This window comes from Corynebacterium sp. KPL4072 (assembly GCF_037908395.1).
In the GTDB taxonomy this organism is placed as follows: Bacteria; Actinomycetota; Actinomycetes; order Mycobacteriales; family Mycobacteriaceae; genus Corynebacterium; species Corynebacterium kefirresidentii.
This window is the reverse complement of sequence record NZ_JBBMGE010000003.1, coordinates 100,019-112,784: the sequence shown is the minus strand read 5'-3', so window position 1 is coordinate 112,784 and position 12,766 is coordinate 100,019. Positions and strand designations below refer to the sequence as shown.

11 protein-coding genes are annotated in these 12,766 nt (G+C 60.1%); 10 read left to right on the top strand and 1 reads right to left on the bottom strand.

What is annotated here, in order from left to right; all coding sequences use genetic code 11:
- Positions 1-3 precede the first annotated feature (3 nt).
- Positions 4-837, bottom strand: coding sequence for a dienelactone hydrolase family protein (locus WMP97_RS04290; protein ID WP_023020609.1), 834 nt, complete (start codon positions 835-837; stop codon positions 4-6).
- Between the two features lie 201 nt (positions 838-1,038).
- Between WMP97_RS04290 and WMP97_RS04285 the strand changes: the two genes are divergently transcribed.
- The 10 genes from WMP97_RS04285 (at position 1,039) to WMP97_RS04240 (ending at position 12,692) form a co-directional block, all read left to right on the top strand.
- Positions 1,039-3,843 (top strand): FAD-binding and (Fe-S)-binding domain-containing protein, encoded by a 2,805-nt coding sequence (locus WMP97_RS04285; protein ID WP_340439940.1) that lies wholly within the window; start codon positions 1,039-1,041, stop codon positions 3,841-3,843.
- Positions 3,844-3,938: 95 nt separating this feature from the next.
- Positions 3,939-5,810, top strand: a complete 1,872-nt coding sequence (gene glmS / locus WMP97_RS04280; protein ID WP_023020611.1) for a glutamine--fructose-6-phosphate transaminase (isomerizing) — start codon at positions 3,939-3,941, stop codon at positions 5,808-5,810.
- Between the two features lie 162 nt (positions 5,811-5,972).
- Positions 5,973-7,076, top strand: coding sequence for an alanine racemase (gene alr, locus WMP97_RS04275; protein WP_340439939.1), 1,104 nt, complete (start codon positions 5,973-5,975; stop codon positions 7,074-7,076).
- The gene (gene tsaE / locus WMP97_RS04270) at positions 7,066-7,566 is read left to right on the top strand and encodes a tRNA (adenosine(37)-N6)-threonylcarbamoyltransferase complex ATPase subunit type 1 TsaE (protein WP_316331125.1); all 501 of its coding nucleotides are present in this window, start codon (positions 7,066-7,068) and stop codon (positions 7,564-7,566) included. The genes alr and tsaE overlap by 11 nt, the downstream gene beginning before the upstream one ends.
- A gap of 89 nt (positions 7,567-7,655) precedes the next feature.
- Positions 7,656-9,245, top strand: coding sequence for an aspartate:alanine exchanger family transporter (locus WMP97_RS04265; protein ID WP_340439938.1), 1,590 nt, complete (start codon positions 7,656-7,658; stop codon positions 9,243-9,245).
- A 162-nt stretch (positions 9,246-9,407) separates the two neighbouring features.
- On the top strand, positions 9,408-9,917 hold the full coding sequence (locus tag WMP97_RS04260; RefSeq protein WP_023020615.1) for a hypothetical protein: 510 nt from the start codon (positions 9,408-9,410) through the stop codon (positions 9,915-9,917).
- Positions 9,917-10,624 carry a tRNA (adenosine(37)-N6)-threonylcarbamoyltransferase complex dimerization subunit type 1 TsaB gene (tsaB, locus tag WMP97_RS04255; RefSeq protein WP_340439879.1) on the top strand — a complete coding sequence of 236 codons (708 nt, stop codon included), beginning with the start codon at positions 9,917-9,919 and terminating at the stop codon, positions 10,622-10,624. The genes WMP97_RS04260 and tsaB overlap by 1 nt, the downstream gene beginning before the upstream one ends.
- Positions 10,621-11,103, top strand: a complete 483-nt coding sequence (locus WMP97_RS04250; RefSeq protein ID WP_239205789.1) for a GNAT family N-acetyltransferase — start codon at positions 10,621-10,623, stop codon at positions 11,101-11,103. Before tsaB ends, WMP97_RS04250 begins: the two co-directional genes overlap by 4 nt.
- A gap of 25 nt (positions 11,104-11,128) precedes the next feature.
- Positions 11,129-12,172 (top strand): tRNA (adenosine(37)-N6)-threonylcarbamoyltransferase complex transferase subunit TsaD, encoded by a 1,044-nt coding sequence (tsaD, locus tag WMP97_RS04245; RefSeq protein ID WP_239205791.1) that lies wholly within the window; start codon positions 11,129-11,131, stop codon positions 12,170-12,172.
- 91 nt (positions 12,173-12,263) lie between these two features.
- Positions 12,264-12,692: a hypothetical protein gene (locus WMP97_RS04240; protein WP_023020619.1), complete on the top strand. Its 429-nt coding sequence runs from the start codon at positions 12,264-12,266 to the stop codon at positions 12,690-12,692.
- Positions 12,693-12,766 lie beyond the last annotated feature (74 nt).

Genomic DNA, 12,766 nt, shown 5'->3' with positions numbered 1-12,766 from the left:
GCCTTAGGCGTCGCGGGTTACGCCGGCGCGCTCGGCCAGGTCTTCGCCTACCAGGCTTTCTACCTTCTTCGCGCTTGCCTCTGGATCTGCAAAGGCGGCGTAGGTGGAATCATCATTTAGGGTGGCCAGCAGGAAGCCGGTGAGCAAACCGCGGGTGATTTCGGTAGGGCCGGACTGGAAAGCAGCCGTTCCGATGGCCAACTTGCGCAGGCGATCCTCGGTAAAACCAGCCTGGCTACCCTTGTCGATGGCGCGGAAGCACACCGGGCCACGCCAGTTATAGGCCAGCTTGGCGGGGTTGCCAGCATTGAAGATGTCTTCTTGGCCGGAACCGATGACTAGGCCCGGGGTGTCAATGCGGCGGGCAGCCTGCACCGCAGAGGGGGAGGTGACCGAGGGGTAAATAGCGGCGACGGCGGCGACTTTCTTATTGTCCAAGGCCCCAAGCACGGCGGTGCCACCGCCCATGCCGTGGCCAATCATGCCGAGCTTGCCCGGGGAGACCGTAATGTTTCCGGAGCCTAGCTTTACCCCGGCGGCAATCTGCAACGCGGATTCCATATCCGCAGCTAGGTTGCGGTGGTCGGGGAAGGGGCCGGTCTCAGAATCGGGGGCTACCACGACGATGCCCCAGCTAGCCAGGTGGCGCAGGGTGGCGTGGTAATCCTTAATTTTGTGCATCCAGTCATGGCCAAAAGCCACCGCGGGCAGGCTCTGGCCCTCCGCGGGGGTATAAACCTTGCCGGTGATTCCGGCATAGTCAAGGTCGCCAACCAAAACTCGGTTGCGGCCACGCTTCGACAACGTTGCTAGATGTTTTTTCAAATTCGCAGACACGCATTCCAGGATAGATGAAGATCACCCGCCAGGCGGGAAAGGGTGCGGGTTTATCTGAGAAAAATCTACGCAGTATCCGGCCGAGGAGCGGGTGTGGCGGCGAGCTTTCCTAAGCCCCTCCTAACTTGCGACGCTAAGCGCAGGGGAGTGCAATGTGTGAACAACTACGTACTCTTTTTCTGGGAAGGCAGGCTGCGGTACATGACTACCGGCGTCGTTGATGTGCAAGAACTTTCTACTCGCTATGGGATGGAGGTAAAGACCGAAGTCATTGACCGCGTGGCACATGCCTCCGATGCCTCGCACTACCTGTACACCCCCAAGGCAGTCATCGAGGCTCGCTCCGCCGAGCATGTGGCGGCCATCTTCCGTGCGGGCCGGCAGCAGAATGTTCCGGTAACTCTGCGCTCCGGTGGCACCTCTCTGGCAGGTCAGGCTTCCGGCGATGGATACCTGGTGGATGTGCGCAAGCACTTCCGCGGTATAGAAGTTCTTGATGAGGGCAAGCGCGTGTGCGTCCAGCCCGGCGCGACGGTGCGTCAGGTCAACGCCCGCCTAGGCCTGCGCAACCGTAAACTGGGGCCGGATCCGGCCAGCGAGTCTGCCTGCACCATCGGCGGCGTGGTGGCTAATAACTCCTCCGGCATGGCCTGCGGCACTGAGCTCAATACGTATAACACTCTGGAATCGCTGACCTTTGTGCTGCCTACCGGCACCGTAATTAACACCGCCGATCCCGATGCAGACCGGCAGTTCCAGGAGCAGGAACCGGAGCTGGTGGACACGCTTATCCGCCTGCAGCGCCGTGTACGCGATAACCAGGAATCCGTGGATATTATCCGCCGTCACTTCCAGCTGAAAAACACGATGGGCTATGGTCTCAATTCCTTCCTCGACTTTGATAGCCCGGTCAAGCTTTTTGAGCACCTGCTTATCGGTTCGGAAGGAACCCTGGCCTTCATTGCGGAAGCGGTTTTCCGCACGGTGCCGATTTCTAAGCTGACCACCACCACGGTGGCCGTATTTGATGATCTCAGCGCTGCCACCAAGTCCCTGCCGGCACTTTTGGAGACCGGAGCGGCCACCCTGGAGCTGATGGACTCTGCCTCTATTCGCGTCGGTCAAGGCTTTGATAAGGTGCCGCAGGCCATTACCGGTTTCGATGTGGATAAGCAGGCCGCGTTGCTCATTGAGTATCACGCTGATGCCCAAGAGGAACTGCAGGAGAAAGAAAGCAAGGGATCGCAGCTCTTGCGCGAATTGCCGCTGCAGTCCCCGGCAGCCTTCTCGGCTGATGCCACAACGCGCACTACCGCTTGGAATTTCCGCAAGGGTCTGTACGCCCAGGTAGCAGAGGCGCGCCCGTCAGGCACGACGGCCCTTTTGGAAGACATCGTCGTGCCTGTCGGCGATCTGGCAGATACTTGTTCTTCGCTGCAGGAACTCTTTGCCCGCTATGGATATGATGATGCCGTCATTTTCGGCCACGCCAAGGACGGCAATATCCACTTCCTGCTTACGGACCGCTTTGAAGGCGATGATGCCATCGGTCGCTATAACGGTTTCAACGAGGGCATGGTGGACTTGGTCCTCTCGGCCGAGGGCAATCTCAAGGCGGAACACGGCACCGGCCGCGCCATGGCGCCGTATGTGCGCCGCCAGTACGGCGATGAGCTCTATGAGGTAATGCAGGAACTCAAGCGGGCCTGCGATCCCACCAACACGATGAACCCCGGCGTCATCTTGGACGATGACCCCGATGCACACATCAAAAACATCAAGCTCAATCCCACCGTGGAAGAGGAAGTAGACCGCTGCGTGGAGTGCGGCTACTGCGAGCCGGTCTGCCCGTCGCGCGACCTCACGCTTACCCCACGCCAACGCATTGTGGTGCGCCGCGCCCGCAAGCGCGCGGAAGAAGCTGGCGATAGCCAACTCGTCGCTGAGCTAGATCGGGCCTACGAGTACATGGGCGTCGAGACCTGCGCCGTGGATTCGATGTGCCGCACTGCCTGCCCAGTAGGCATCGATACCGGCAAGTTCATCAAGCGCTTGCGCCGCGAGGAAGCCCAGCCAGCGCAGCAAAAGCTGTGGGGTGCTGCCGCCAAGAACTGGCAGGTAGTCAGCCAAGGCGCCGGGGTAGCGCTTACCGGCGCGCACCTATTGCCCACCGAGCTAGTCAAAAAGGTTACCGATGTGGGCCGCAGTCTCATCGGTGCCGATAATCTCCCGCAGTACCAGCCAGAGTTGGGCAAGGGCGGCAAGTCCCGCGGCCGCTTGGCCGGCCGCGTAGGTGATCGCTATGCCCAGACCACCGGAATCTATCTGCCCGCCTGCGTGAACACCATGTTCGGCCCGCAAGGCGGCGGCAAGGGTGCTACCGATTCCTTTGTGGCACTCTTGGAGCGCGCCGGGGTCGCGCTGGAGGTTCCGCAGGGCATCGACAAGCTTTGCTGTGGTACACCATGGTCTTCCAAGGGCATGCATGCCGGCCACGATGCAATGGAGCAGCGCGTGCGCGATATCGTCATGGACGCTACTGATGGTGCGCGCCTGCCGGTTATCGTGGACGCCAGCAGCTGCACCGCTGGCTTTAAAGATATGTTGGAGTCGGTGGGTATCACCGTTATTGACGCCATTAGCTTTACGGCCGATACCTTGCTGCCGCAGCTGGAAGTAAAGAATCCAGTGGCTTCCGTGACTGTGCACCCTACCTGCTCTGCTTTCCAACTGGGCATGATGGATGATGTAGAAAAGGTGGCCCGCGCCGCCGCGGCCGAGGTACACATTCCCACCGAGTGGAATTGCTGTGGCTATGCCGGCGACCGCGGCATGCTTCACCCGGAGCTTACCGCTGCCGCCACCCGCGCCGAAGCGGCACAGGTCAGGGCAATCGGAGCGCAGTATCACGCCTCGACCAACCGCACTTGCGAGCTTGGTCTCACCCGAGCCACCGGCGAGGATTACCACCACATTTTGGAGCTTTTGGAACAGGCATCGCGCTAGTTTTCCCAGCACAGTAGCGGGTGGGGTGCCGTGCCTTGCTTGCCGACGCCCCGCCCGCCTAGAGCTTTGCCCCTTGTGCTGTAAAATCAGCAACCATGTGTGGAATTGTTGGATATATTGGTCACGCTGGTGGTGGCCGTGATTACTTCGCCCTCGACGTAGTTCTAGAAGGGCTGCGCCGTTTGGAATACCGCGGTTATGACTCCGCTGGCGTAGCAATGTACGCCGATGGAGATATCAGCTGGCGCAAGAAGGCCGGTAAGGTCGCTGCGCTGGATGCTGAGATTGCAGCCCGCCCGTTGCCTGACTCCGTGCTGGGTATCGGCCATACCCGCTGGGCTACCCATGGTGGCCCCACCGACCTGAATGCGCACCCGCACGTGGTCGATGGCGGCAAGCTGGCAGTGGTACACAACGGCATCATCGAGAACTTTGCGGAGCTCAAGTCCGAGCTTTTGCACAAGGGCTATAACTTTGTTTCCGAGACCGATACCGAGGTCGCTGCCACCTTGCTGGGAGATGTCTTCCACAACGAGGCAGCCGGTGACCTGACCAAGGCTATGCAGCTAACCTGCGCTCGCCTGGAGGGCGCGTTTACCCTGCTAGCCATCCACGCCGAGCAGGCCGATCGCATTGTTGCCGCTCGCCGCGACTCCCCGCTGGTTATCGGCTTGGGCGAGGGCGAGAACTTCCTCGGCTCCGATGTATCCGGCTTTATTGATTACACCAAGTCTGCCGTGGAGATGGACAACGACCAGGTTGTGACCATCACCGCGGACGAAGTGGAAATTACCGATTATGAGGGCAACCCTGCACAGGGCAAGCCTTTTGAAATCAAGTGGGATGCCGCCGCTGCGGAAAAGGGCGGCTTTGATTCCTTCATGGAAAAGGAAATCCACGACCAGCCTTCCGCCGTGCGCGATACCCTGCTGGGCCGCTTCGATGAGCAAGGCCAACTGACCCTCGATGATCTGCGCATCGATGAGACCGTGCTGAAGTCCATCGACAAGATCATCGTCATTGCCTGCGGTACCGCCGCCTACGCCGGCCACGTGGCGCGCTACGCCATCGAGCACTGGTGCCGCATTCCTACCGAGGTCGAGCTCGCCCACGAGTTCCGCTACCGCGATCCGATCGTGAACGAGAAGACCCTCGTTGTTGCGCTGTCCCAGTCCGGCGAGACCATGGATACCTTGATGGCCGTGCGCCACGCCCGCCAGCAGGGCGCCAAGGTTATTGCCATCTGCAATACCCAGGGCTCGTCCATCCCGCGCGAATCCGACGCCGCGCTCTACACCCACGCCGGCCCGGAAATCGCCGTGGCCTCCACCAAGGCCTTCCTCGCGCAGATTACCGCCACCTACCTGCTTGGCCTCTACCTGGCTCAGCTGCGCGGCAATATGTTCGCCGATGAGATCCAGGGCGTTCTTGCTGAGCTGCGCCACATGCCGGATAAGGTCCAAAGCGTCATCGACGAGGAAGACCAGGTGGCCAACCTGGCCAATTCCATGAAGGACGCGGAATCCGTGCTCTTCTTGGGCCGCCACGTCGGCTTCCCTGTGGCGCTAGAGGGCGCGCTGAAGCTCAAGGAGATCGCTTATCTGCACGCCGAGGGCTTTGCCGCAGGCGAGCTCAAGCACGGCCCAATTGCGCTTATTGAGGAAGGCCAGCCGGTCTTCGTTATCGTGCCATCCCCACGTGGCCGCGACTCCCTGCACTCCAAGGTCGTCTCCAATATTCAGGAGATCCGTGCCCGCGGTGCCATCACCATCGTGATCGCGGAAGAAGGCGATACCGCCGTGGAGGATTACGCAAACCACGTCATCCGCATCCCGAAGGCCCCGACCCTCATGCAGCCGCTGCTGGCTACCGTGCCACTGCAGATCTTCGCCGCCCACGTAGCCAAGTCCAAGGGCTACGACGTGGACCAGCCGCGCAACCTGGCCAAGTCCGTGACCGTGGAGTAATCCGCTCCAAGCGTCCGCCGTTAGGCCCCCTTACCTGCCGCGTTTCTTGCGTGGTAGGAAAGGGGGCTTCCTTTTTGTTTGTACAAATCTGTGTAGGCACGTTGCTCGCTCACCGGCCGCTACCCGCCCGAATTCAGCAAAGGGGTGAGCAGTGGCACAATGGTGGACATGCTGAAAACCACCATTGATCTCTCCGCCATTGCGCACAACGTCCGCCTCATCAAGGAAAAGGTAGGGCCTGAGGTCAAGCTCATGTGCGTGGTCAAGGCCGATGCCTATGGCCACGGCGCGGCCAAAGTCGTGCCGGTAATGGCGCGTGCAGGCGCGGATAGCTTTGGAGTGGCCACTCTGCGGGAGGCGGTGGATTTGCGCCGCGCGGGTGTGGAGGCACCCATCGTGGCGTGGATTTGGCAGACGGACGAAATCCTCGAAGAGGCACTTGCCTGTGGCATTGAGGTAGCAGTTAACTCTCTTGAACAGGCACATAAGCTGGTTAAAGCCGATTTTCCTGCTGAGGTATATGTCAAGGTAGAAACCGGCATGCACCGTTCCGGTGTGGATGAAGAGGATTGGGCGGACACTTTTAAGGTGCTGCGCGACGCCCCACATATCAAGGTTCTCGGCCTTATGTCGCACTTTGCCTGTGCTGATGAGCCGGATAATCCACACAACGACGCCCAAGAGGAGGCGTTTCGCAAGGCCCTGCGGCTCGCGCGCGAGATTGGGCTGGAGTGTCCAGTCAATCACCTGGCCAATTCACCAGCTGTGCTGACGCGTCCTTCCTCCTATTTTGAGCAGGTACGTGTAGGCGCCGCCTGCTATGGTTTGGAGCCTATTGACGGCCGCGAGCATGGTCTGCGCCCAGCCATGACTTGGTCCGGGCTGATTTTTAACGTAAAGCCGATTCAGCCAGGGGAAGGCACCTGTTATGGACTGACCTGGAAGGCGGATAAGCCGGGATTTTTGGCCACCGTGGATTGCGGATACGCCGATGGTCTACCGCGTGGTTATCAAGGCGACTTGCATGTAGGCATCGGCGGGCACCTGTATCCACAGGTAGGCCGAATCTGTATGGATCAGATTGTGGTGGACTTGGGCGACAACCCCCATGGCGTGGACACGGGTCAAGCTGCCGTGATTTTCGGCAACGGGGGAGTATCGGCTACGGATCTCGCCGCGGCGGCAGGAACCATCAACTACGAGGTGGTCTGCTTGCCCGATGGCCGCACCGAACGCGAATACATAGGAGAAGAAGATGCGCAGTAGCTTTCCGGAATCCGGCAGCCGTGACCTATCCACGGTGGAAGAAACCTATGCTTTCGGCGAAGAGCTGGGCGCGGCGCTCGAGGCTGGCGATGTGGTGATCCTGGATGGGCCATTGGGGGCTGGAAAGACGACGCTAACGCAGGGCGTCGCCAAGGGCATGCAGGTCAAGGGGCGGGTAACCTCGCCGACCTTCGTGATTGCCCGGGTGCACCGCTCAACCGTAGGTGGGCCGGACCTCGTTCACGTTGATGCCTACCGTTTGCTCGATGAAGGCGGCGCTAATTCCGGGGATCCGCTAGGGGAGCTCGATGCTTTGGACTTGGACACGGAGCTAGAAGACGCCGTGGTCATTGCCGAATGGGGTGGGGGACTAGTAGAGCAGATTGTGGAGCACTACCTGTTTATTAGCATCGACCGCGAGCCGGCGGAATACGCGGGCGCAGACGAGGATGTTCGCCGCTTTACGTGGTCGTTGCGGGGCGGTCATTAGCACAAATGTCCGCCTAAAGTGCGGATAAGTGATGAATCTCCTACGCGGAGAATTTGCCCCGGGTATAACCAGTGCGTAATTCTATTGAGGTGTTGAATTTTCTCGCCTCTAGTCCTTTGCTATCTCTCTTCGTCATCATGGCGGTGGGTCTAGCGATTGGCAAGATTAAGATCTTCGGCATCTCCCTCGGTGCCGCGGCTGCGATGTTTGTGGCGCTGGGTCTTTCTACTGCCAATCCTGATATCCAAATTCCGCCTTTGGTCTATCAATTTGGCTTGGCGATTTTCGTTTATGCCATTGGCCTCAGCTTTGGGCCCTCCTTCGTCCGCGAGTTTAAGACCCGTGGCTGGAAGCTCACGGTATTCATGCTGGGAATGCTGGTTATCCTGGTTGCCGTAGGCTTTGGCCTCATCCGCGCCTTTGGCCTGAGCACGCCAGAAGCTACCGGTATGTTTGCCGGTTCGCTTTCCTCCACACCGGGTATGGCCGCCGTGGTGGAAATGGTGGGCGATTCCACCCCGGTTGTCGGTTACTCCCTGGCCTACCCGGGTGCGGTTATCGGCGCGATTCTGGTCGCAGCTATCGGCGCCAAGGTGGTTAAGGTCAACCATGAGGAAGATGCCCGCGCGGAGGGCATGATTCCCGCCGAGCTCGTGGCCAAGGGCGTGCGCTTGACCAAGAACTTTAATGATACCGCTGGTCATATCTATCGCGTAACCGGCCAGACTGTCGTTGCTACTCGTATCGTTTCTGACGAAGAGCGTCACCGCCTCGCCGTCCCAGAAATGCCGCTATGCGAGGGCGAAGCATACCTCCTCAATGGCTCCGAAGAGGCCGTCGATAAGGCCATTGAGATTTTGGGTGAAGAATACCCGGTGGAGCTGACCGAGGAAGCCGGTCTAAAGTACGCCCGCGTTACCGTGTCTAACCCGGACATTGCAGGTAAGTCGGTTCGCGAGATCAAGGCCCTAGACCACGGCTTTATCATCGCTCGTATTCGTAAGGGCGATAAGGACCTCGTCCCGCATCCAGATACGGTGCTTAACTATTCGGATCGTGTTCGCGTAGTAACCAGCCCGAGCCGCTTGTCTTATGTACGCAAGTATCTCGGTGACTCTGAAGCTGCTTTGGGTAACGCGGACCTGCTGTCCATGGCTATCGGCCTGACGCTGGGCATGTTGCTTGGCCTCATTCCGATTCCGATGCCAGGCGGTTCCACCTTGCAGCTAGGCTTCGGTGGCGGCCCCGTGGTCGTCGGCTTGCTGCTGGGCTACCTCAACCGGACAGGTCCGCTTAACTGGCAGATGCCATTCCATACGCGCGAAACCATTTCTAATATGGGACTGACCCTCTTCCTCGCTGGCGTGGGTACTTCGGCCGGCGCTTCCTTCCGCGATGCCCTAACGGATCCGTCCTCCCTGACCATTATGGGCGTGGGTCTCATTATCACCTTGACCTCCGCTATCCTGATTGGCGTCATCGGCATGCTGGTGCTGAAGCTGAAGTGGGACGAGGCCATGGGCTGTGCGGCTGGCATGACCACCAATCCGGCGGTCTTTGCCTATATTCGCGACCAAACCGGCACCGAGCTGGCCGGTCGTGGCTGGGCCACGGTGTATCCCACGACAATCATCGGCAAGATTATCGCCTCGCAGGTGCTGCTTTTGCTATTGCTATAGCGTCAATACATCGCGTTAATTACTCACCCACAGGGGTGCCCGCCTACACTGGCAGGCACTACCCTGTGGGTTTTGTGTTGCGGCTAACCAGGTAGCATCGGTTGCCAGATAAACCGCCCACCGCCTGAAATCTAAAACTTTTCAAGGAGCTTTACTCACCCCATGACTAAATTCGCTCGCAACCTTACCGCCGCCATTATCGCCATCTTTATTGTTGTCATGATGGTTCTCCTCGCCTCGTCTACCTTGCGCGAGGACAATCCATTGGAGGGAAACCTCAGCTCCACGCTGTCTAAGACGCCGAAAAACCTGGAGGCGATGAGCCTTATTCCGTCCGATGTCTACGGCAAGGACTATGCCGCTATTGGCTTCATCTGCCCGGGCATGCAGGAAGAGAAGGTCAAAGAGGCGCAGATCGATACCAAGGACATCACTTTTGAAGATGGCAAGGTCCCAGAGGGCAAGAGCTACGCGGTTGCCATCTCCCAGAGCACTGAGCCCTTCATCGAAGAGCTGGACCCGGAAAAGGTCGAAGTCTGTGAAATGATCAATACCCAAATCAAGGCCATGGAGCAGCAGGGCCAGAGCCTGGATGGCGGAGTACCGATGGTCCAGGGCGCTCAGCCTTTGGCGTTCCAGCGTCAGGATGGAACCTGGAAGCTGGTTGGCTAATGCGCGTCCTCGCGATCGACACGGCAACTACCGCCTTGGTCACCGGGGTAGTAGATACCGCCACTGGGCAGACCACCGAGCGCGTATTGGAAGATACCCGCGCTCATAATGAGCTGCTCATACCTACGATCACTGACGCCCTCGCAGAGGCAGGTATGGAGTATTCCGACCTAGATGCGGTGGTCACCGGCGTGGGCCCAGGCCCGTTTACCGGGTTGCGCGTGGGTATGGCGACTGCCTCCGCGCTTGCCGACGCCCTGTCCATCCCCCTCCACGGCGTATGCACCCACGATGCAATCGCCTATGCTGCCGGCCTCCACGCGAGCCCCGCAGACGCGGGTGGCGAGGCCACCGCCTTGGTGGCTACCGACGCACGCCGCAAAGAGATCTATTGGGCCACCTACCGCGCCACCGATTCTGGTGTGCAGCGCATCTCTGGTCCTGAGGTAACTAAGCCGGCAGAAGTTGAGGTGGGACTTAACGCTATGGCCGAGGTCATCATCCCCGAGCGCCTCGCCGCACAGCTACCGGAGGAGCTGACCGAGTTGCCACACCGCGCGGCCCATCCCACCGCAGCAGCCCTGGTGGCCGTAGCTGACCTCACTGCGGAACCAGCCCCCGTTGTGCCGCTCTACCTACGCCGCCCGGATGCGGTTCCGCCGAAGCGGCAACAGCTGTCGGCCGCCATTCCTAAGGTTGAACTGTGAAGCTGCGCGAGTTGACCCCGGCCGACGCGCCTCGATGCGCCGAGCTGGAAAAGGTCCTTTTCCCCGGAGAGACCCCATGGTCCAGCGGAGTTTTCCACCAGGAAATGGCCCAGCCCTTCAACTTCTATTTCGGGGTAGAAGGCGCGCTCGACCCCGCGCACGAATCTACAGTGCTGCTAGGTTATGCGGGAATCGGCATGATGGGGCCAGCGGCTGATCCAGAATTTGAAATCCACACCATCGGCGTCGACCCCGCCGCACAGCGCCGCGGCGTTGCTCGCATGATGATGGACAATATTTGCCATATTGCGGATCTTAAAGACGCCCCGGTCTTCCTCGAGGTACGGGTAGGCAACGAACCTGCTATCGGCCTTTATGAGGGTTATGCCTTTGCCAAGCAGGGGATTCGTGAGAATTACTACCAACCCTCCGGAGCAGATGCGCACGTGATGGTGCGCCCGCGCCAGTCCGAGCGTTAAAGATAATTAAAATTAAGGAGCAGTCATGAAGATCATGGGCATCGAGTCCTCCTGCGATGAAACCGGCGTGGGCATCGTCGAGCTTCGCGAGGACGGCCACATGGAAATCATCGCCAATGCTGTCGCTTCCTCCATGGAGCAGCACGCGCGTTTCGGCGGCGTCGTCCCGGAGATCGCCTCCCGTGCCCACCTTGAGGCCATGCCGCAGGTGATGCAGGCGGCGCTGAATGAGGCGGGCATCGCTAAGCCAGATGCCATCGCCGCCACCGTGGGGCCAGGGCTAGCCGGTGCTTTGCTGGTGGGTGCCTCGGCCGCCAAGGCCTATGCCGCGGCTTGGGGCGTGCCTTTCTACGGCGTTAACCACCTAGGCGGCCACGTTGCCGTGGCCAACCTGGAAGGCGAAGAGCTGCCGCATTCGGTGGCCCTCTTGGTCTCGGGCGGGCATACGCAGCTGTTGGAGGTTGAGGCCGTCGGCAAGCCCATGCGCGAGCTGGGCTCTACGCTTGACGACGCCGCCGGTGAAGCCTACGACAAAGTCTCCCGTCTCCTCGGTTTGGGCTACCCCGGTGGCCCGGTGATTGATAAGCTCGCCGCCCGCGGCGAAGCCACCATCGATTTCCCGCGCGGCATGTCCCGCGCCGAGGATCTGCGCGGCCCGCACCGCCACGATTTTTCCTTCTCTGGGCTCAAGACCTCCGTGGCCCGCTACGTGGAGCGCGCCGAAAAGGCAGGGGAAACCATCAGCGTGGAAGATGTCTGCGCCAGCTTCCAGGAAGCCGTAGCCGATGTCCTGACCGCCAAGGCCGTGCGTGCCTGCGAGGACACGGGCGCCCGGGTGCTGCTACTGGGAGGCGGCGTGGCCGCTAATTCCCGCCTGCGCGAGCTGGCTAGCGAGCGCTGTGCCGCCGCTGGGGTCGAGCTGCGCGTGCCGCGCTTTTCGCTGTGTACCGACAATGGCGTGATGATCGCGGCCATTGGTGCGCAGCTTATTCATGAAGGCGCCCAGCCCTCTGGCCTCGGAGTTGGCACCGATACCCAGCTGGATGTGGAAGAGCCGCAGTTAACCTAAAGTTCTTCTTTCTCGCTCTGCAGGCGGGGTGTGGGGCCGGTACCCTAAAAGGCGTTCATGCCCTCTTGGCTTTGTGAAGGAGCTTTCTCTCATGACCGTCGGTTTCCTTGTCAACCCTGATCTCACCCGCCGCAAGCTGGAATTCGAGCTGGAGCACGCCAACCAGTTCTTGGGCGGCACCACTGAGGACCGCGTCTCCGTAGTATTCCAAGAAGACGGCACCACCTATGCGGCGCTCTACAACCCCGAAGCCAAGGCCGAAGGCGCCGAACCCAACCCAGTAGCCTCCTTGGCGCGCAACGCCGCCGCCACCGGCAATGCCGCTTTCTTGCAAGACCCCATCCGCTCCATTTGTGGTCCGGTCATCTTCGTTGATGCCGAGGGCGAAGATAAAACCATTGACGCAGTCATCGAGTCCGTGGAGCAGGGCATTCGCGCCGTCAAGAACTACCGCGAAGATAACCCAGAGGAGTACACGCTCTGGCGCGCGGCCGTTATCAATTCCACCAAGAGCCTTTAAACCTAGCCCCTCACAGGTAGGGTTCAAGCGCTTTTCGCGCGCTCGTAATACGGTGTTCACATTCTTATGGTGTC

What these genes read in the sequence shown, in the direction of transcription:
- WMP97_RS04260 (WP_023020615.1), top strand. Translation starts at nt 9,408, where the DNA reads ATGACTAAATTCGCTCGCAACCTTACCGCCGCCATTATCGCCATCTTT.
- glmS (WP_023020611.1), top strand. Translation starts at nt 3,939, where the DNA reads ATGTGTGGAATTGTTGGATATATTGGTCACGCTGGTGGTGGCCGTGAT.
- WMP97_RS04240 (WP_023020619.1), top strand. Translation starts at nt 12,264, where the DNA reads ATGACCGTCGGTTTCCTTGTCAACCCTGATCTCACCCGCCGCAAGCTG.
- tsaE (WP_316331125.1), top strand. Translation starts at nt 7,066, where the DNA reads ATGCGCAGTAGCTTTCCGGAATCCGGCAGCCGTGACCTATCCACGGTG.
- tsaB (WP_340439879.1), top strand. Translation starts at nt 9,917, where the DNA reads ATGCGCGTCCTCGCGATCGACACGGCAACTACCGCCTTGGTCACCGGG.
- tsaD (WP_239205791.1), top strand. Translation starts at nt 11,129, where the DNA reads ATGAAGATCATGGGCATCGAGTCCTCCTGCGATGAAACCGGCGTGGGC.
- WMP97_RS04285 (WP_340439940.1), top strand. Translation starts at nt 1,039, where the DNA reads ATGACTACCGGCGTCGTTGATGTGCAAGAACTTTCTACTCGCTATGGG.